Origin of the sequence: Parabacteroides leei (assembly GCF_023369805.1) — a bacterium.
Taxonomy (GTDB): Bacteria; Bacteroidota; Bacteroidia; order Bacteroidales; family Tannerellaceae; genus Parabacteroides; species Parabacteroides leei.
This window is the reverse complement of sequence record NZ_JAMBQG010000009.1, coordinates 228274-249987: the sequence shown is the minus strand read 5'-3', so window position 1 is coordinate 249987 and position 21714 is coordinate 228274. Positions and strand designations below refer to the sequence as shown.

Genomic DNA, 21714 nt, shown 5'->3' with positions numbered 1-21714 from the left:
GCACTTTATTCCCCTATAAAAGAAGTTTACGAACCATAGATCCTTCATCCTTCACGCGACTTGGCTGGTTCAGGCTCTCGCCCATTGACCAATATTCCTCACTGCTGCCTCCCGTAGGAGTCTGGTCCGTGTCTCAGTACCAGTGTGGGGGACCTTCCTCTCAGAACCCCTATCCATCGCAGACTTGGTGAGCCGTTACCTCACCAACTATCTAATGGAACGCATGCCCATCTATCAGCAATTAATCTTTAACAAATATTCCCATGCGGGACCCCTGTTTTATGCGGTATTAGTCCGACTTTCGCCGGGTTATCCCCCTCTGATAGGTAGGTTGCATACGCGTTACTCACCCGTGCGCCGGTCGCCATCTATTTGTATTGCTACATATAATGCTGCCCCTCGACTTGCATGTGTTAAGCCTGTCGCTAGCGTTCATCCTGAGCCAGGATCAAACTCTTCGTTGTATAAATTGTTTTGTCTTGCTCAGAATCCGTTATTTATTCTCAAGTTTTTGACGGTATTAATTTTTTAATACTTGTACTACTTGTTGATATGTAAATCTTTCAAAGAACTTTCGCTTTCTTTTCGATTGCGGCTGCAAAGGTAAGGACTTTTTTTAAACCGCCAAATTTTTTAGAAGAAAATTTGAAAAGTTTTTTTTGAGCCTCTGTGGCGGTTGGATTTTTGCTTAGAATCTCTAACCTCATCCCCTCTCCTACAGCTTACCTCTTTCATCATTTTTCATGCGCCGTTCTCTCTCGAATGCGGGTGCAAAAGTAGACCTTTTATTATTACAATCCAAATCTTTTAGCTATTATTTTTTAATTATTTTTTCCACAAAGGCTTTGTAATATAATGTACGGGCGTAATAAAGACAACAGGAAAATTATAACCGAAAGACATTATACCTCGAAGAATACAGGGATAGTTCGTATACCAAACTAAAAACCTTTCCTGTGATAAAACTAAAAATATTCTTTCTTTTATTCGTTTGACATATATCGAACGAAGAGAATACATCTATCAAACGAATAAAGCATATATGTACTCTTTACGTTCGATATATGTCAAACGTATTTTTATACGGGTGCTTTATGGAATTTCAATACGTTTTTTAAGAATTTTGCTAAAGATCTTTTTCTATCTTTGCCACAATATCATTATCAATTTAAACTTAATCTAAAATGGAATCAGTAATGAAAAGAGTAACGGCCACTAGCCTACTAGCCTCTTGTGCAGTATCATTAGCTCTGTTTACTTCATGTGCAAGTACAGAACAAAACACTCTTACTCCCGAAGAGGTCGCCGACGGTTGGCAGCTCCTTTTCGACGGAAAAACACTCAACGGTTGGAAAGATTACAATGAGACTACCCTCACTCAGCCGTGGCACGTAGTAGACGGATGTATTCAGGCCAAAGGCGATGGCAGTGATGCTAGTGGTTATATCGTAACCGACAAACAGTATGAAAACTTCGAATTATCATGGGACTGGAAACTTTCTAAAGGTGGCAACAGTGGTATGCTTTACCATGTAGTAGAACGTCCTCAGTTTGCCGTTCCTTATGTAACAGGACCGGAATATCAATTAATCGACGAACCGAACTTCCCGGAGCCTCTGGAAGAATGGCAAAAGCTGGGTGTTGATTACGCAATGCATTTGCCAGACAAGTCTAAAATGAAAGTAAATCCGCAAGGCGAATGGAATAACTCAAAAATTGTATTCGACAATGGCCATGTAGAACATTGGTTGAACGGACAAAAGATTTTAGAATTTGAAGCCTGGACAGACGACTGGTATGAAAAGAAAAATAGTGGAAAATGGTCCAATGCCCCCGAATATGGTTTGGCAAAGAAGGGTGTCCTTTGTTTACAGGATCATGGTTATCCTGCCTCCTTCCGTAATTTAAAGATCAAAGAACTCCCCCGCAAAAGCCAGGAAGTGAACTTATTCAACGGTGTCGACCTGAAAGGCTGGGAAGCATACGGAACTGAATTATGGTATGTGAAAGACGGCTTACTGATTTGTGAAAGCGGTCCTGACAAGAAATATGGCTATCTGGCAACTCGTGATTACTACGATGATTTTGATTTAACTGTTGAGTTCAAACAAGAAGCAGACGGTAATTCAGGCGTATTCATCCGTTCTTTTATTGAAGAAGATGTAAAAGTAAACGGATGGCAGGTTGAAGTTGCTCCTAAAGGACACGACACCGGAGGGATTTACGAATCATACGGACGCGGATGGTTGGTGCAGATTCCGGATGAAAAAGAAACAATCCTAAAAGAAGGTGACTGGAATACCATGCGTATCAAAGTTCAGGGAGATAACGTACAAACCTGGCTGAACGGAGAAGAAATGGTTAACATTAACGATGAAAAAATTGGAGCCGGACAAGGCCGCATCGCTTTGCAAATTCATGATGGCGGCGGAATCAAAGTTCTATGGCGTAATCTGAAACTGAAAACGTTATAACACACAAAAAGAGGGTGTGTCAAAACCCTCTTTTTAACAAAATCACCCCTGCTACAGATACTTGTGACAGGGGTGATTTTTCTGTTTTGGGTGTTTTGACACACCCTCATTTTTATTTTTATCACTTACGTTCATGTCCTTTTTTACGAGGGCTATCCGCTTTTTTCTGTCTTTCCAGATATTGATTGTACTGTTCATCAGTTAGAATCTTCTTTATCTGAGCATCTTTTTCAGTACGCATAGCTGCCATTTTTTCACGCATCTTTTCACGATCTTCTTTTACAGCTTCACGTTCCTTTTTCATCTGCTCTCTAAAATCAGCTTCCACTTTACGAAAATCCGCAGCTTGCTTATCATCGAGTTTCAATTCTTCGATTATTTTCTCACTACGTTTTGAAGGATCTCCTTTCCTTCCTTGTCGATTGCCACTCTGAGCAAAAGCGGTTGTTGAACTAATCAGGATAACCAAAAACAATCCTATTACCTTCTTCATAAACTATTACTTATTACTAAATTAATATATCTTTGTTTGTGAAGCGCTTCGATATAATAGACTCGACTATCCGAAAATAGTTTAATCAACCTCGTAAAAAAATATCTTTATTCGGTCGGACCTGTCACAATACCTTCCGATGACCACTTATTTTTAAAATAGTTAAGCGAATTCAGGAAACGGTTGTAATCTTTTTTATCCATACCAGTCCACCCGGTCTCTGCGTAGGCAGCAATACGCGGATAGATTTTCTGATTCATGCTTTCAACCGTAGGTATAAATTCTCCCCACATCTGACAACCGAGCCCCAATACACGACTTTGTTCTTCAGGAGATAATCCTTCCGGCACCGGATTAAATGCATAAGCTTTAGATAGCGGAATAGACTCATAGCTATAATCCACATAAGTGTATTCATGATAAGAGTTTACCACATCGTATCCTTTATCAATCGTTTTCTTGATAAGAGCCGGATCGCCTTTCCAGAAATGAACGATCGTCCCTTTAGCCAGTTGCTGATCGACTTCTTTTGTATCTTCAGCAGACTGATATTCATGCAGTTTATCTCCAGTGATCTCATTCCATCCCATCATACGTTTTCCTTTTGAAGCCAACATATTGGAAATCTCATTGGTAAAATAGACCTGAAGTTCGGCGGGTGTTTTCAAACCATTCTTAGCCATATAGCTACGTATAGCCGGAGAAGTCTTCCACTGGTCATATTTCACTTCATCACCTCCGATATGAAATACCGGACTGGGGAATAAAGCGATTACTTCATTTGTTACATCATCAAAAAATTCCATTACCCGAGGATCGGAAACATTAAAAACTTCGTAATGAACACCGAATTTACCCGGCACTCTGATCTGTTTTCCACTCGTACCCAACCAAGGATATGAAGCAATAGCTGCACTAGCATGTCCAGGCATGCTGACCTCCGGAACAACCGTAATGTGTCGTTTTGAAGCATAGTCGACAATTTCCTTTATATCTTCTTGTGTATAAAACCCTCCATGCGGTTTTCCATCATACACATTACTATTAAAATGATTAATTTCAGAAGAATCACGAAAAGCACCAACCTCTGTTAGTTTTGGATACTTCTTTATCTCTATTCTCCAACCTTGATCATTTGTGAGATGCCAATGAAAAACATTCATTTTCAACCCTGCCATTTCATCCAGCAATTTCAGCACAACATCTTTACCTTTAAAATAACGTCCTTCATCCAACATGAAAGCCCGCCAGGAAAAAGCCGGATAATCAGAAATAGTAGCTCTTTGCACCAAATATTTCCCGTCTTTTTCCTCTATGATCTGACGTAAAGTTTGTATTCCGTTTAAGACACCGGCAGAAGTACTTGACTTTATTGTAATCTTACCGGAAGCCACTTCCATCTGATAACCTTCCGGTTTATCCGGCAAAACAGCAGGATCGAGAATCAAATTAATAGAACCTTTCCCTTCCTCTATGGTCGGCTCAATTGAAAAATCGGCTGTAAGTGCATCCTGCAGGTACTGAGCCTCATTAGCCAGATCACCGGAATAAGAAATAGCCGGATGATTACCCATTTTAAAAAATCCCGGAGTATAACTGATCTCCTGAGGTTGCGGAATGACCGAATATTCTTCAACGGGAGGAGCCTGGCAGGCACAAAGGAAAAGAAAATACAAGGTTACAAGAAAACTAGATTTCATACATGATAGATTTAAATGTTATATACTATTTCAAAAAAGGAACAATATCTTCACAAATTTAAAACATAAAAATAATATCTAATCAACAAATAAAACTTTATCTTCAATTTCCTCCAAATTCTATTTCAAACTGATATACACCAGAACCAACATCTTCAAGGAGAATATATCCATCTACCTGTTTTAGTTTTTGAATTCTTTCTCCATTCATCACTATACTTTTTACTCTTTTCTTCACAGGTAAGTAAATATCAGCCAAAGTATTAGAGGGGATACGAGCCAACAACTCAAAACTAGCAGGTTTATTTATAAATGAAACTTCAATCTCTCCACGAATAGTTGGCATTTTTATAGAGGCCCTTTCCAAGGTTGAAGGCTGAGGCTTGATCTTAAAAGTTTCAAATGCCGGACCAAGAGGTTCAATCCCCATCAATTTACGGGGAATAATATTAGCAGGAGCACTTCCCCATGCATGATTCCAGTCTTGATTCGGTTTATATTTATTATCCCAAGCCTCCAAAGAAATCGTAGAGCCAACGCGAATCATATTATACCAACTTCGGTCATCAGTCTTTGTCAACATCTGTAAAGCATAGTCCGCCCCCCCTGCATTATAAAGGGCATCCATTAAAAACTGAGAGCCGTATACGCTACAGGCCATATCGCGAGTTTTCAAAAAGTCCAATACCCTTTTCTTATTTCCGTCTGATACCATATTAAAAGTCAGTGGAAACATATTCCCATGTAAAGAAGCATGCTCCGTTGAAATACCATCCCGATAAACACCTCTTCTCTTATCAAAGAAAAGTCGGTTATATCGTTTCTTAAACATTTCTGCTTGTTGTTTATAAAAATCAGCCTCTTCTAACTCTCCGATTACTTTACCGATGTCTGCCATTTGCTTCAGAACCTCATAATGAAAAGCATTCGTTACAACATTATAATCTGTGAAAACAAAACCATCTGTTTCACCACCTTCTTCATTATTTAATCCTAATATCCCTGTATGAGGCCAATCCACAATATCCCTGATCTCTCCATTGAAGTGAATGGATTTCTGAAACTCAGGGGTTTGTAATCCTGTAGTCGTACTAATCAAACCATTTTTCTCTCTCAATTGCATCAATGTTCGAGGTTTCAACTGTTGATAAGTTGCTTTCAGAGAACGGTTATCGCCAGTATACAGATAATCATACCAGGCTATCATAATAGCCTGCAAAATCCATTCTGTAGGCCAAGTTGGTGATTTTAACAAATACTCATAAGACCGTCGAGCCAAAGAATATTCCCTATCTACGCTATAATGACTTAATTGGTTGATCAGAGCATCCGCTTCATAAGGAATACGTTCCCGATCTCCATCAACATATATACCCGCAAAAGAGGTCGCTTTTATGGAATACTTACATAAGTCCCATATCTGATTCAACGTATCATTGCTACAATAAAAAGAAGAAGCTGTCTCGTCAAAAGGATAATGAGTATATTCACGGGCTATATTTTCCTGTTTCAAAACAGGTTCATATCCCTCAATTTCACAAAAACGAAAAGGAACAACCTCTCCAACATAAGTAGGCATCAACACGGCTGCCTGACTTGTATTCCGTTTGTCTTTTGCGATTTTAATCCGATAAGTATGTGTTCCTTTCAACAAAGATAACGAATAACTATGATAACGAATAGTTCCCCCTGGATTGCGATCCAGACGCCCGTTAGTGATACATTCTCCCAAATGCACAATCACTTTATCCTTATCGGAGTTGGCCGTTAAAGTTATCAATAATTGCCCAAAAGCATCTTTACCAAAATCGGCTAGCCACACCTTCTTTTCCACCAAATGAATATTAACAGGATGATCTGTTGTTTTCACCTGTGGATAATGACTGGCTGCATATTCAGACAAAGAGTCAGCTGTAAGGAATGCCTTCACATCAGACCATTCACTCTCACCATCCGTATTTGTAACGGTTTTTACCCGCCAAAAATAAAGCTTATCTTCCCGCAAAGCGTTTCCCTTATACAAAACAGCAGTCGATCGTCCATCGCAAATCTGTCCGCTATCCCAAATCGTTCCATTTCCTGAAGCAGCTTCTGCATAATTATCAGATACGATAATACGATAAGCTATCTGCCTAGTATTTTGTTTTTCACCCGGAACAATCCAACTAAATGTCGGGTGCGTTGAACATATCTTGACAGACTCAAAAGGTTCAATCACTTCCTCCGTTTGCCAGACAGGAATATTAGACAAGATACCATTTATCCAGGTCCGGTCGGTATGTTCTATCAAATCGGTTAAAAGTCCTGACGGTTTAAGTTCTTCCGCCTGGGATAACACATTTAGGCAAACAGCCAAAAACAAAAGAAGAGTTCTGTTTAATATTTTATGTATCATACTTTTATATATTTATTCTAAAATTCCTTTTCTTATTGTTACAGGACCTAATAATCCGGAAGGTTCTAACGGTATTTGCTGAATAGTCCTACCTGCAAAGTCATGCCCTAAAACAATATTTGTATTTGTATATTTCTTTCTACCCTGTCCCATTTCATCTCCAGCAACACGGTTATACCAAGAGTTTATGACTTCTATCTCTAAAGAGTTTTCACCTTCCTGCAATTCGTTTGTAATATTTACCCGAAAAGGCTTCGTCCAAAGAATACCTTTATCTTTTCCATTTAATTGGACGGATGCAATCCCTACATCTTTTACATTTTCCAATTGAAGGAAATAAGATATATCCTTTTCTTTCGAGAAAGATACATTAAATGTTTTATTATAAACAGCTGAACCTGAATAATATTTAATATTTTCATTTGTATTTGTTGTCCAATCCGTTAATTCAGGGAAAGAAATAGAAGCAGGAGCTCCTCTTTGCGAATTAAAATTCACTATCCAAGGACCTGAAATTTCCTGCAGAGTCTCATATTCCGGATAATTAGATATACCCTTTCCCTGTGTATTCTTGTCAATCGCCCTGTTAAAAATGACGAATATTGAACCATAAGGTTCAAGAGAAAGAGGCACAGTTGTACTTCCTTCTTTCTGGTTGAAAGCTTTAGCTTCACGTGTCTCTCCGGTCAAGGCATCCCATAGTTCAGGTTGAAATCCGGAAAGACGAAATTGGGCCATTATATTCCTACATTCCCCGGTTTGATTGCTTATGAAGTACATATGAGTAGTTCCAACTGTATAATGGATATAATCATAATCTGTTTCATTTTTATTTTCCCATATAGAGAAATCAGCAGGAATATTCAGAGAAAAGAGATAGTTTTTTGCACTCACTCCCCATATTATTTTACCTTTTCCATATTTTCTCTCACCACTCTCTTCTTCGCTTGTTCCCCAAATATCATCACTTAATTCTTTAAAATGCTCTTGAGCAGAGGTACCTCCTGTTAATGAAATCATTTTATCCGGTTTATAACCTATAATGTGAGCACCCTGCTCTAATAAATCTTTAACTTTTTCCAAGACAGTTAAAGATAACACCCGATGATTCGGAAGAACCAAGACTCGATAAGAGATTCCTCCGGGTACAACTATTTCCCCATTTACAACTTTAAGCTGTGTAAAGATAGTTTCATCTGTTACATCATAGTCAAAGCCAGGCATAACTCCTGCAGGATCCCAATCTTTGAAAGGGAAAACATTAGGCACATGATCTCCATAATAATACAATACATCTGCTACAAATCTACCATTTTGAACCAACATTTGTATGCGTTGTATATAATCGATCAGTGCATCAGACTTTTCCCACCAAGTAACTTGCGGATTAATATGCGTACCTGCAAAATACTCTTGTCCAGGCAATCCCATTTCCGCTGGAGAACAGGTAAAAGTATGAAAATACAGACGGTTAAGTCCCGAACAAATTTCATGATCAAACGATGGCTTTTGTTCACTCCACAATTCATCATTCCACTGCGGACCGATCGTTGTAAACGATTCTGCGCCCACAATTTTCTTCCCGTAAATATGTGCTGCAGAAGAGGCCTGTTTCAAAAAGAAACGGTCCCTAGCTCTGGGGCGGTGAGGTGATGGTGACCAAAATTCACTCATGACAATATCGCTGAAACCATAATTTTTTATTCCATCCATAGGGCCGGCATGCGGACCAGCCGATTCCGGCTGTATTCCCATATTATAATGATGAGCATGTTCTGCGAACTGCGCATAATGATTATGAGCGACTAATTCACCTAATGTTTTCCTGAAATCAGCCAGAAACGCATTTGAAGTATCAATGTCATCAACAACATACCCGGCTATAACAGGTAAATAGGTTAACAGATCATATCCCCGATAAGAACAAAATTCATCCACAAAATTGTCAGTCCAATTCATTCCCCCACATTCCCAACTATCGGTTTCCAGAAATTTCAAAGTGGTGCCAACATGATCACCCGCTAGATTAAATATCGGTTCTACAACATTGTTCCAATAAAAATCAAAAGCCTCTTTACTCATATAGTCTAGTACATTCCCCTGCCAACTATTACTTGATGTAGAAACCTCTGAATTTGTACATGTATAACCTATACGCATGATACACCATTCTCCTGGCGGTATATCACATGTTAGTAAACCTTTTTTATCCATTTGTGCCGTCAAATCAATGATATTACTCCGCTCTATTCGATAAAATGTTCGACCTGTTTCCTGCGTAGCCTGATAAGAAGTATTCGTTAATAAGAAACGACAGTCCGGAGCAGAACCTCCTAATTCGTGAAAACCTAACTTCAAATCAAGTGACTCTATACCCTCATCGGTCTGTAATGTTTCATCTATTGGGAAAGCCAACACTACGATATCTTTATAAAAACCTTTACGAATAAGGGGATCAGGCATTTGTTGCGTGATTACTTTTCCTCCGGATACTTTAAGTTCCGTATATGTAAGTTGTTTAGCTGCATATTGAGGGGTGACACACGGGCCACCCAAATTCCAACCACTTTGTATATTAAATCCAACTTCCAATCCAACTCTTTTAGCTTCGTCCAAAGCATATACAAACAACTCATTCCATTCTTTACTTCCAAATTCAGGTCCTTCCGGAATATCTTTATTTCCACGTTGATTATGGCCTCCTGCATCAAAAATCATAGCCCCTTGAAAGTTTTTCGATTTCATGGCTTCCAGGTCTCTGGTTATAGCTTCCTTTGTCACATTTCCATTAAGCCACCACCACCAGCAATTTACCCCATAAATTCTTTCCGGTTTTTGAAAATGGGATTTCAAATAATTATAGTCAATGTCTTTACCTGTCTGGACCTCTCCTTGTCTTGTATTTTGGCAACTACAGCATAAAGTAAGTACAATGAAGAGCAGTCCGGTTATTTTCTTTCTCATTATTATCATGGTATTAGTAAAACCAAAGGTTGTACCTTGCCTTTCTCGTAAAGAAACCAGCATGAGGCACAACCTTTATCTTTATCTCATCAATTCCAGCCTGGATTTTGTTCCATAACAATATCCTTATTTGTATCTATTACAACCTGAGGAATAGGCCAGAGATTAAATTGTTTTGTCAATGTCGTACGTGGATCGTCCCAATAGGCATATTTTTTGATCCGATCTGTAGCTACTGTCCCCCCCATACGAAGTAATGTATTCCAACGACACTCCTCATATACCAGTTCACGGGCACGTTCATCTAAAATCAAATCGACATTGACGTCTGAAGCCTGGACCAGATAAGCACACTTTGCACGCTTACGCAAAAGATTGAGATCATTAGCAGCCCCAGCATTGTCACCAGCACGCATTTTCGCTTCCGCACGAAGAAGGATAGTTTCCGGTAAACGAATCAAATATTCATCACGAAATAAGTTACTACGATTTTCTCCATCATTCAAACCTGTATACTTATCTGTTGCTATTTTACAGGAAATAGGAAAACATTGTGTTTTTGCTGCATCTATTGCATCAGAACTTTCCCCGTCGCGATAGATAACACTCCAAGGCACCGGTTTCCCATAATAGGGAGATGAAGGGGTATTACCAACAAAAGTTCTTCTGAAAACAGCATCCGAATTTCTCATATCATCCCCCCATTTATCCTGATAAATAATATCACGGGTATACATCGTAGGTGTAACCTGTACGATACCACGTCCACCGACATCCTCCAACATTCCTCCTAGATGAGCAGACATAGGATCACGATAAACAGGTCCAAAAACACGGGAATATTGAAGTTTTGAATTACCGTCCTCTGTTTTATATGCAGTATAATCAACCTGGGCAACCCAAATTGCTTCCTTATTTCCATCTTGATAATTCTGATTTCCCTCCTGAAAAAGATCCCAGTAGACATTTCCTTCTATATTTACTCCTGCCGAAGAATAAGAATGTGCCGGATCTTGTTCTGTTGCATCTGATGTATAATAGAATTCTGGATTTTCATTCATTCTACTACCAAAACGTTCTGTCATCAAATTGTATATTGAACCGTCGATCACATCATTTCCATATGTAATAGCTCTTCCATAAGCGTTTTTTGCATCCGCCAAGTTTCCTTCTTCTTCCAAAGTCACACCTTTGTCAATATAAAGTTGACAGAGATTATGCAAAGCAGCTCCTCTTACCAAACGTCCACCGATTGCTTGTGTTTCAGGCAAATCATTCAGGATAGCTTCCATTTCATCTATAGCAAACTGATAGGTTTCCATACGGCTTGAACGAGCAAAATCATAATGAGGTGTAGTAGTTATTTCAGTAACAATTGGGACACCTCCAAATAACTCTCCCAAATTCCGATAACAAAAAGCCCGAAAAAAACGAGCTTGAGCGATAGCGTATGCTTTATCAGCTCCCGATCCCCATGCGATTTGTGGTAATTCAGCCGCATATAAAGCCAAATTTGCTTTAGAGATCAATTGATACCAATGTGAATAATTAGTATAAAAAACCTCGTCAGTAGCATTCAATATACTATAATCGTTAAAACGATTACTACGACGAATAGTTGGCACATCAAACATGTCAGTACCATTTCCTCCCCTGAAGGCAAATGCTGTTTTTCCTTCTTCCAACATACAATACATAACACGGATATGCGAATAACAGGCAACAAGAACCTGGTCAACCTGTTCGGATGTCGTAAATGCATTCTCAATAGTGTAAAACGTGTCTGGTTTTTCCGCTAAAAAATCAGCATCATTACAACTCATCATTGTCATCAAAAAAGATAGAATGCAAACATAATATTTAATTGTTTTCTTCTTCATAATTTATATTGATATAGAGGTTAGAAACTTAGATTTACACCAAGGCTATAAGAAGTAAGGACTGGGTATTTATCATCCCGAACAACGGTACCCACTTCTGGATCTCCACCTTCCCAATTAGTAAAAGTAGCTAGATTTTTTGCTGTTAAGAATAACTTAAAATTCTGAATATTCAACCTTTTCACCCATGCTTCACGGAATGTATAAGATAATGTAACATCTTGTATACGTACAAACCCGCGATTCTGTAAACCCTGAAAACGACCACCATCCCCAGAAAATGTAGCAGAAGGATATACATTACTTCTATTTTCCGGTGTCCACCAGGGAATATAAATACTATTGGAATTAAACAAACCAGAACCATTTGTCATATAAGCAGCAGTATTTGATTTCAAATAATAACCTCCGCCACCGAATGTGCCAGTAAGCATAATATAAAGATCCCAATTTTTATAAGTAACAGTATTACTCATATTCAATTTAAAATTCGGAGTAGTATATCCCAAAATATCACGATCCATAGATGTGATAACCCCATCGTTATCTAAATCTTTATACATTGGAATCCCGGCCGTAACACCATTTGCTTTGATATATTCCAAATTATCTTCTTGCACGATACCATTCTGCACATAACCATAAATAGCCCCTAGTGGTTTACCGATAAACCGGCTGTTGGAAATATCGTCATCTTCTTTGCCATCGCCATCAAGGTCTTCACCATAAAGATGTACAAGTTTATTACGATTTAGCCAGAAAGTTATACCAGTTGTCCATCGCCAATCCCGATTGTCTATATTAACAGAACGAACAGTCATCTCAACACCTCTATTATTCACTTGCCCCATAGAAGATTTTATATTCTTGAACCCTGTCATAACCGGGATATCACGAGTAAATATCTGGTCGGTTGTTTTAGAAAAATAAAGATCCATATCGAAAAACAACCGATTACCCAGCCAAGCCGATTCTAAACCCGTATTCCATGATTCAGTAGATTCCCATCCCAGATTTGCATTACCTAAAGCATCGGCCTGTAAACCGTAAATAATATTACTACTATTCGCAAACTCGTAGCGGATTCCTCCCGATGACCCATTTTTAACAGTGGAAAGTGTTCCATAAGGATCAAGTCCCTGGTTACCGTTTTTACCCCAAGACAATTTAACTTTCAGATTATCTAAAAAGTGAATATTTTCCATAAAGCTTTCGCGGGTGATATTCCATGCAATACCTGCAGCTGCAAAGTTTCCCCATTTTTGATTTGCCCCGAAAACTGAAGCACCATCACGACGGAAAGAAGCTGTTAAAAAATAACGATCATTAAACGAATAAGAAGCACGTCCAAGATAACCTATATTTGAACGTCTATTCTTATCGAGTTCTACTTTCTGCGTTCTCGCTTTGTGAAGTCCGTTGATACCTAAAGTAGTATTCCCATTCGCTGCAAAATCACTTCCTTTTAGGATATTCTCTTCATAATCTTTACGGTCACGTGTAGCTACAGCTGTTAAATCAATCGTATGCTTACCAAAAGTATTTTTATAATTCAGGATGTTATCAATCACCCAACTATCCGTCATTTTATGCTTGATCGTTCCATTGGCTTTTGCCAGTAAATTCTGATAGGCAGCCGGAGTATACCTGCTTTCATCATCATACGCCCCTTCTCTCACATAATTGGATTCATAATAGAAATCTCCCTCCTTATTCTTACTCATATTACCTGCATAATTTATGCGATAACTAAGTCCCTCTACCCAAGGTAATTTAACTACAGCATAAGCATTAATACGATAATTATTGCGTTTGTCTATGTTATCGCGTGAACCATCAGTTACTCCCCATAACGGATTAACTATAGACTGTGTTTGTGGATATTTTTCCAATAATCCATTTTCTTCGTCATGATACATCATTCCATAAGGAGTTACCATAGTTGCCATATTCAAATTGGCTCCCACACCTGAATAGTCCGAAAAAGTATAAGCAGCATCCACCCCAATCTGAAACCAGCTGGTTATATCAGCATTAATCTTTCCTAGTACTGATATGCGTTTATAATTATCCCCAATGATTACACCTTTATTATCGGCATAAGATGTAGACAAGTAATAATTCAGTTTTTCACCAGCTCCAGAGACAGCCAATTGATAATCCTGTACCCATCCTGTACGGGTTGATTCATCAAGCCAGTTAATTTCTCTTCCTGCATCTCTATTCAATGCTTCCTGCGGAGTAAGCCAACTCAAGTCAGAACTATTATTTCTAGCCATAACCGATTCCAGCCATTGTTCACCTTTCATCAATTCTGGACGATTCTGCCAAGTCTGCATACTACCGGTAGCATTAAGTGTAATGACCGGTTTCCCGGTACGCCCTTTTTTTGTCGTAATAATAATTACACCATTCGCAGAACGAGAACCGTAAGCTGCAGCCGAAGTCGCATCTTTCAGAATATCATAAGAAGCAATATCATTCGGATTGATATCATTGATACTTCCCATAAAGATTACACCATCCACAACGATCAACGGATCATTGGATCCTGAGATAGATTTCTGACCACGCATTTCCATAGAAGGTTCCCCACCAGCAGAGTTAGTTGCACCAATATCAAGTCCAGCCACATTTCCTTTAAGAGATTCAAGTGCATTCAGATTACTGGCTAAAGCAACTGGAGAGTCTTCCAATCTGACGGAAGATACAGATCCAGTGAAATCCTGTCTTTTAGTAGTGCCGTAACCAATGACAATCACTTCATCCAGAGATTCGGAATCTTCTTCTAATTGTACCGACAAATTATGCTTGCCATCAGCCAAAACTTCTTTTCTTTCATATCCGATATAAGAAAATATCAAAGTCGCATTAGAGTTTACATCCAAAGAAAAGTTACCATCAATATCAGTAATTGTTCCATTCGTTGTTCCTTTCTCTACAACATTAGCCCCGATAACCGGTTCCCCTAAGTGATCTACAACTCTACCTGTTATCCTTTTTAAATCCTGAGAAAGTTCTCCGGATGCAACCGTCGTTAATATAACATCTTTATCAATAACTTTATAACGGACATCCGAACTTTTGAACAAACGGTCCAAAATAACAAAAACATTCTCTCCGTTCGCTTCTAAAGATACTTTACGATGAACATTCACCAATTTACTATTATAGAAAAACTTGAATTCTGATTGTTTTTCAATTTCATCCAACACTTCCATTACCGTCTTCTCAGTTGCTTTAACAGAGAGAAGGGCAGATTGTGCATACACATGAGAAGCTAAAACTAAATTTGCTGACAACAAGAACAATAAACAAGTTAACTTCGTAATTCTTCTTATTTTAGGAATGATTCTAAAGACACAAATATTACTATCCCGTTGGATATAATAATTCTTTACCATATTTTTGTAATTGATTTAAGATTAAAAAATAATTTCATTTAGTCCCGTTTTAAGACTAACTATCGATTATTTCATACGGGGATATGCTGATAACATATTTCCGTATGTTTTTCAATAGAGTCTATTGTTTTTTCATCTATTCATAGGCATGCACATTTAAAGTTTAACATTTATACTAGTGTAATAATACTATTCCATCTCTAACACGACAGTAGAATATTGAACTCTTAAACTATCATCTGATTTTATATGATTAATCGTGTATTTTATCCGTGATGATATTTTCAAATAGTCCAGAACCTGCGATAACTGCTTGTTATCAAATGTACCAGTAAAGCGATAACTATTTATGGCTGTATCTTTCACTTCAAATTTAACATTATAGAAATAAGCCAGTTTATTTAAAACTTCAGGCAACAGCATATCCTTAAATATCAAACGTCCATCTTTCCATGCAGTGTCAAACTCTGTATTTACCGTAGATACAGACATAATACCAGAAATTATATCATAAACGGCTTTTTCAGAGGGCTTAAGTTTCGTCCTAGAAACAATACTTCCTTTTTTTACCATTTCTATATTTACAGAACCAGATACCAATGTTGTCCGTACAACAGTTTCTTCTTTATATGACTGTAAATTAAACTCCGTTCCTAGAACTTTCACTCTCATCTTGTCATTAGCAACACTTACGACAAATGGTTGTTCCGAATTATGCACTACCTTAAAATAAGCCTCCCCCGTGAGTTCTACCCTTCTTTCTTTTTTATTATAGGATAAGGGATATGAGAGTACACTTCCAGAATTCAAATAGGCAATAGTTCCGTCTGGAAGATTAAAAGACGTACGCATTCCCGCATTTGCTTGCACCGTTACCATTTGTGTATCTATGTTTACATCCTTCTCTATCCAAAGAACAATAGCTGTAGACAGTACCAATATACCCACAAAGCAAGCTATTGCCTGGTAAACATGATATAACCAAATTTTTCGTCGTGGAAGTGATATACGCTTTTGGACCTTAACATAAGCATCCAAAGGATCACGCGCTTCTATACGTTGCTGTGTATGAATCGCATAATATATATTGGCTAATTGCAACAACACATTTTCGTGTTCTTCATCATCCTGTAGCCAGTTATCCACCCACACTCTTTCCTCGACCGAAACTTTCTCCCAGATATATCTTAATAGGAGCGACTCGTCAGGTTCAAATCCTTCAATATGTACATTTTTTTCTTCCATTCTATATATACGACAAAACTGGATAAGCAATACCCTAAAAGGAATTCAATCTTTTTTTCAAATTTTTCTGTACTATACAATTGCAATCCTAACTGATGAATTATTTAAAATAAAAAATCTACCTTTGTGAACTGCAGACCAAGATTTACAAGCAATGACAAACGATGTTTCCATAATCAACCAATTACAAAAAGGTGATAAGCTCGCTTATAAACAACTGTTTATTAAGTATTACTCACCTTTATGCGAATACGCCTCCCAATATATATCTGATGAAGATTCCGAGGAACTTGTGCAAGATCTGATGTTATTCATCTGGGAGACAAAGGAAAATCTCGTCATTGAGACATCGCTGAAGTCTTATCTTTTCATATCAACCAAACATCGCTGCCTGAATGCCATCAAAAAGAACTTATACCATGAACGGGTACATAACGTAATTTATGATAAGCTCAAGGATCAGTTTGAAGATCCTGATTACTATTTAGTAAACGAGCTGACTGAAAATATAAACAAAGCCATTAGTGAACTTCCCGATACCTACCGTGAGACCTTTACCTTAAGCCGTTTCGGAGAACAAACCAATGTCCAGATAGCCGACAAACTCAACGTTTCCGTCAAAACCGTCGAATACAGAATAAGCCAGGCCCTAAAAATACTACGGGTCAAACTGAAAGACTATCTGCCCCTTTTGTCATTCTTATCCCTGTGAAATTCTTTAATTGATTTCCCCGGTAACAAAATCAATTGAAGGGAGGATCTTTTTTATAAATCTACAGTATTAACCGCTTCCTTTTTTTGTTAATAAATCAAAATCGCCACATATATTTTTAAACTTAATCCAATTCCTTTTGTCTATCTTCTCGTACCCGGAAACCAGTCTGGGAATACATTTGTTAGATACAGATAATACATTAGTTATGAAATCGGGAAGATACTTTTTTTGGTTATTTCTTATTCTCTTTTCTTTGCCGGCATTTGCACAGCGGGGTGGAGTTGATGTCACTGGTACAGTGGTGGAAGAGGGGAACAACGAGCCTATCGAACAGGCTACGGTCCGCTTATTAAATGTAAAAGACAGTACGATGGTTGGAGGCGTGGCCAGTTCGCGTAACGGGAACTTCACGCTGAAGGGGATTAAGGCTGGCAGTTATCTATTGCACGTTTCTTTTGTTGGTTTCGATCCTTTATACCAACCTTTACGGATCACTGGAAAAAACAACCCTGTCAATGTCGGTAAGCTGGCACTCAGCGACGGTTCCATCATGCTGGGGGAAGCCATTGTTATCGGTAAGGCACCGGAAGTGGTTGTCCGCAACGACACTGTCGAATATAACGCCGACTCTTATAAGACGACAGAAGGCTCCGTTTTGGAAGACCTGTTGAAAAAGATGCCAGGTGTGGAAGTCGACAGCGAAGGTAAAATCACAGTTAATGGAAAAGAGATCAAAAAGGTATTGATTGACGGAAAAGAATTCTTCTCCGACGATCCGAAGGTTGCTTCCAAGAATCTGCCGACCAAGATGATCGAAAAGGTACAGGTGCTCGACCGTTTGAGCGATATGGCACGGATGACCGGATTTGATGACGGAGACGAAGAGACCGTTATCAACCTGACCGTCAAGCCAGGAATGAAACAAGGTTGGTTCGGAAATGCTTTCGCCGGCTATGGCAGCAAAGACAGGTATGAAGGAAACGCTATGATCAACCGGTTTATCAACAACGACCAGATCACCTTCATGGGAGGTTTGAATAATACGAATAATATGGGATTTTCGGACATCGCTTCTACAATGTTCTCCGGAATGGGTGGACGACGCGGAGGACGGGGAGGCGGTGGAGCCGGGAACGGTATCACCTCTTCCGGTAATGCGGGCCTGAACTTCAGTAAAGAGTTCAATAAAAAAATGACACTTGGGGGTAACGTACGTTTCTCCCATTCGGATAATGAAGCTGAAAGCAGAACCAACCGGACAAACTTTTTACCTAACGATAGTTCCACAATCAAGAACGAACTAAACAACAGCAATACAAAAAGCGATAACATCGGTGCTGATTTCCGTATGGAATGGAAACCGGATACGGCTACCCAAATCATTTTCCAGCCAAGTTTCACTTACAGCAACAGCCATAACCGCGAGTTTGGTTCGTTTAACACATTGACCAATCGGGGAGATTCGGTCAATCTGGGAAAATCCGATTACCTTTCCGACGGAGAAGGTTACAATGTAAATGCCCGTTTGGAATTCAGCCGGAAGCTAAATAACGAAGGTCGTGTACTTAGCGGATCTTTATCCGGAGGAGTAAGCGATTCATATAATAAAGGATTGAATTTCTCGAACACGGAATATTTTCTGGGAAATACTCCGAACGAATTGATCGACCAACAGTTCAGATACGATAACAAAGGTTTCAATTACCGGGCTTATTTGTCGTGGGTAGAACCGATCGGACATAATAATTTCATCCAGGCGACTTACAGTTTCAGCCAGAATAAACAGGAGTCACTGAAAAATTCGTATGTAAAAGGAGAAGATAGTGAAGATTATAATGTACTGGACACAGCATACAGTAAAAGTTACCGCAACAACTTCATCAACCAGGAAGCCAGTCTGGCGTTCAAGGCGATACGCGAAAAATACGATTATACTGTCGGTATGAACTTTGCTCCTTCCCACAGCGTAAGTGAAAACTTTGTCGGTGACTCGGTTCTCTCCAAGCTGACCCGCAATGTGTTCAACGTATCACCAATGATCCGTTTCAATTATCGGTTTGACAAACGTACGAATTTAAGGATCAATTACCGGGGACGCACCAGTCAGCCGAGCATGACACAGTTGCAACCGGTAGACGATATTTCCGACCCGTTGAACACTATCACCGGTAATCCTGACCTGAAACCGACCTATTCGAATAACCTGTTCGCACGTTTTCAGAAATTCGTTCCTGAGAAACAGACCGCTTTCATGATTATGTTGAATGCCAATTACATAGTAAATGACATCGTTACCAAATCGATTTACCTGGGAGAATCCGGTAAAAAGATGACTACTTATGAAAATATAAACGGAAACTACAACGGAAACGTTCGCGTCCTGTTCAACACACCGCTGAAGAACAAGAAGTTCTCTGTCAATTCCATGACTATGGCCGCGTATGCCAACACCAATGGTTTCATCAATGAAGAAAAAAATACGAATAAGAATTTCACGGCAATGGAACGTGCCGGTTTCGATTTCCGGTCGGATTATTTAGACTTGGGAATAAACGGGAATATCCGTTACAACGGTGCTCAAAACTCATTGCAGGGACAAAACGATCAGAATACGTTCAACTACGGTGTTGGAGGGACAACGGCGATTTATCTTCCACTTGATTTCAAGATCGAAAGCGATATCACCTGGTCGGCCAACTCCGGCTATGCAACAGGATATAAACAAAAAGAAGTTTTATGGAATGCTTCCGCTTCCAAGTCGTTCCTGAAAGGTAATCAAGCAACATTACGTTTCAAGATCTATGATATCCTGCAACAACGCAGTAACATCTCCCAGACTATAAATACCGAATATACGCAGTATTCCGAGTATAATACGTTGAGCAGTTATTTTATGGTTCACTTCATCTACCGGTTCAGCATCTTCAAGGGAGGTGCCAGTATGAACGATGTTCGTGGACCGGGCGGCAGAGGTCACGGTGGTCCCGGTGGACCTCCACGATTCTGATATAAGAATACGAAACTTTCCAGAGTATAAAATAGTAAGCGGTGGTAAAACTCCTATGAGTTTTTACCACCGCTTACATTTTCCTATACATTATTATATATACTATACTTTCAGGCTATACGGTTCGCGTATCAGATTACCACGCCGTTTGTTCGCTTCGTCATCAAAGAAGAACTCCTCTTTTTCCGGATTCCAAACCAATTTACGATCAAATTCGTAACACAGATTGACGATATGGCACAAGGAAGCCGTACGATGACCGATTTCAACAGTACTGAGCGGCTGTTTACGTGTCTTCATCGCTGTAAGGAAATCACTATAATGATCGTCACTTTTATAGAGTTTGATCTTATCATCCCCTATCACTTCATCCTGTAATTTAGCAGGGATAGTATCCAGGAAGCTACGGCTGATATCGATCACACCGTCCGAACCGATAAAGCGGACTGCATTACCATCAGCCTTACGGAAAGGCTCATGCGTCATAACGGTACCATTGGCATAACGCATGCTGAGTGGCTTCAACTCGCCTTCCTCGGGAGGAGTAAATTCGATCGGGCCGGAGTCGTCCATGCCTAGCGCCCATTGGGCAATATCAAACATATGAGCACCCCAGTCACAGATCATACCACCACCGTATTCCCGGTAGTTACGCCAGTTTGGAAATGTATTCCGTTCCATTGGCGGAGCCAGTTCCTCATTGTAGACATTCATCGGAGCCGGACCGATCCACATTTCCCAGTCCAGAGTTTTAGGAACAGGCTGTGCAGGCAGATCGTATTTTACAGGAGGAGGTCCGATGGAAACTTTCACTTCTTTGATCTCCCCGATATATCCGTTACGAACTAACTCACAGGCATGACGGAAGTTTCGCCATGAACGTTGCATATTCCCCACCTGCAATACACGGTTGTATTTTTCCACTGCATCGGCCATCGCCCTGCCCTCTTCTATACTATGCGACATCGGTTTCTCCACATACACATCTTTCCCGGCACGACATGCTTCGATGGTTTGTACAGCATGCCAATGATCGGGGGTTGCTATGATTACACCATCGATATCGCTTCGGTTCAATAGTTCATGATAATCTGCATAGAGTTTGAATCCTTTATAAGCCTGTCCTTTTGCCTTCGTTGTTTCTTTCTCAACAATTTCCTGCATGGCTTTCAGCTGGCGGGACTCGCAATCGGCTGCAGCTATCAGATTGGCGCGCCGGGCAAACTCCGGGGCAAGTGTCCACCGGCCTTGTGCCCCACAGCCGATAATTCCCAGATTGATCTGGTCGCTGGGAGCTACAAAATTTGTTCCTCCTAAAATGTGACGAGGTAAAATGGTGAAGCCCGCAATCGCCAGAGCTCCGCTTCGGATGAAGTTTCTTCTTTTCATTGTGTCTGTCTTATGGTATTACTTACAAATTGAGATATTTCCACAAAT

11 protein-coding genes and 1 rRNA gene are annotated in these 21714 nt (G+C 39.5%); 3 read left to right on the top strand and 9 right to left on the bottom strand.

Going from position 1 to position 21714, the window contains the following annotated elements:
* A 16S ribosomal RNA gene (locus M1P97_RS14830) occupies nt 1-464 on the bottom strand; the annotation flags it as partial.
* 720 nt (nt 465-1184) lie between these two features.
* On the opposite strand from M1P97_RS14830, the gene M1P97_RS14825 reads away from it, so the two are divergent.
* A complete protein-coding gene (locus M1P97_RS14825; protein WP_249389492.1) occupies nt 1185-2474 on the top strand; it encodes a 3-keto-disaccharide hydrolase in 1290 nt (429 codons plus the stop codon).
* Nucleotides 2475-2595: 121 nt separating this feature from the next.
* On the opposite strand, the gene M1P97_RS14820 is transcribed toward M1P97_RS14825, so the two are convergent.
* The 7 genes from M1P97_RS14820 to M1P97_RS14790 form a co-directional block, all read right to left on the bottom strand.
* On the bottom strand, nt 2596-2967 hold the full coding sequence (locus tag M1P97_RS14820; RefSeq protein WP_195375549.1) for a Spy/CpxP family protein refolding chaperone: 372 nt from the start codon (nt 2965-2967) through the stop codon (nt 2596-2598).
* Between the two features lie 107 nt (nt 2968-3074).
* Entirely contained in the window at nt 3075-4667 is a 1593-nt protein-coding gene (locus M1P97_RS14815; protein ID WP_249389491.1) for a beta-N-acetylhexosaminidase, read from the bottom strand.
* A gap of 103 nt (nt 4668-4770) precedes the next feature.
* Complete coding sequence (locus tag M1P97_RS14810) at nt 4771-7062, bottom strand: alpha-L-rhamnosidase-related protein (RefSeq protein ID WP_249389490.1); 2292 nt, start codon at nt 7060-7062, stop codon at nt 4771-4773.
* Nucleotides 7063-7074: 12 nt separating this feature from the next.
* Nucleotides 7075-10026: a glycosyl hydrolase gene (locus M1P97_RS14805; protein WP_249389489.1), complete on the bottom strand. Its 2952-nt coding sequence runs from the start codon at nt 10024-10026 to the stop codon at nt 7075-7077.
* A gap of 89 nt (nt 10027-10115) precedes the next feature.
* Complete coding sequence (locus M1P97_RS14800; RefSeq protein ID WP_249389488.1) at nt 10116-11906, bottom strand: RagB/SusD family nutrient uptake outer membrane protein; 1791 nt, start codon at nt 11904-11906, stop codon at nt 10116-10118.
* 20 nt (nt 11907-11926) lie between these two features.
* Complete coding sequence (locus M1P97_RS14795) at nt 11927-15310, bottom strand: TonB-dependent receptor (RefSeq protein ID WP_249389487.1); 3384 nt, start codon at nt 15308-15310, stop codon at nt 11927-11929.
* Nucleotides 15311-15499: 189 nt separating this feature from the next.
* Nucleotides 15500-16555: a FecR family protein gene (locus M1P97_RS14790; RefSeq protein ID WP_249389486.1), complete on the bottom strand. Its 1056-nt coding sequence runs from the start codon at nt 16553-16555 to the stop codon at nt 15500-15502.
* 154 nt (nt 16556-16709) lie between these two features.
* Here M1P97_RS14790 and M1P97_RS14785 point away from each other — a divergent pair, with 154 nt between their 5' ends.
* Together M1P97_RS14785 and M1P97_RS14780 are read left to right on the top strand one after the other, a co-directional pair.
* Nucleotides 16710-17267, top strand: coding sequence for an RNA polymerase sigma-70 factor (locus M1P97_RS14785; RefSeq protein ID WP_249389485.1), 558 nt, complete (start codon nt 16710-16712; stop codon nt 17265-17267).
* 208 nt (nt 17268-17475) lie between these two features.
* A complete protein-coding gene (locus tag M1P97_RS14780; protein ID WP_249389484.1) occupies nt 17476-20277 on the top strand; it encodes a TonB-dependent receptor in 2802 nt (933 codons plus the stop codon).
* A gap of 102 nt (nt 20278-20379) precedes the next feature.
* Here the strand turns inward: M1P97_RS14780 and M1P97_RS14775 are convergent, their stop codons facing one another.
* A complete protein-coding gene (locus M1P97_RS14775) occupies nt 20380-21666 on the bottom strand; it encodes a Gfo/Idh/MocA family protein (protein WP_249389483.1) in 1287 nt (428 codons plus the stop codon).
* Nucleotides 21667-21714: the final 48 nt, after the last annotated feature.

Excerpts from the sequence above, each read along its gene's own strand:
- M1P97_RS14825 (WP_249389492.1), top strand. The coding sequence starts at position 1,185 with ATGGAATCAGTAATGAAAAGAGTAACGGCCACTAGCCTACTAGCCTCT.
- M1P97_RS14820 (WP_195375549.1), bottom strand. The coding sequence starts at position 2,967 with ATGAAGAAGGTAATAGGATTGTTTTTGGTTATCCTGATTAGTTCAACA.
- M1P97_RS14815 (WP_249389491.1), bottom strand. The coding sequence starts at position 4,667 with ATGAAATCTAGTTTTCTTGTAACCTTGTATTTTCTTTTCCTTTGTGCC.
- M1P97_RS14810 (WP_249389490.1), bottom strand. The coding sequence starts at position 7,062 with ATGATACATAAAATATTAAACAGAACTCTTCTTTTGTTTTTGGCTGTT.
- M1P97_RS14805 (WP_249389489.1), bottom strand. The coding sequence starts at position 10,026 with ATGAGAAAGAAAATAACCGGACTGCTCTTCATTGTACTTACTTTATGC.
- M1P97_RS14800 (WP_249389488.1), bottom strand. The coding sequence starts at position 11,906 with ATGAAGAAGAAAACAATTAAATATTATGTTTGCATTCTATCTTTTTTG.
- M1P97_RS14795 (WP_249389487.1), bottom strand. The coding sequence starts at position 15,310 with ATGGTAAAGAATTATTATATCCAACGGGATAGTAATATTTGTGTCTTT.
- M1P97_RS14790 (WP_249389486.1), bottom strand. The coding sequence starts at position 16,555 with ATGGAAGAAAAAAATGTACATATTGAAGGATTTGAACCTGACGAGTCG.
- M1P97_RS14785 (WP_249389485.1), top strand. The coding sequence starts at position 16,710 with ATGACAAACGATGTTTCCATAATCAACCAATTACAAAAAGGTGATAAG.
- M1P97_RS14780 (WP_249389484.1), top strand. The coding sequence starts at position 17,476 with ATGAAATCGGGAAGATACTTTTTTTGGTTATTTCTTATTCTCTTTTCT.
- M1P97_RS14775 (WP_249389483.1), bottom strand. The coding sequence starts at position 21,666 with ATGAAAAGAAGAAACTTCATCCGAAGCGGAGCTCTGGCGATTGCGGGC.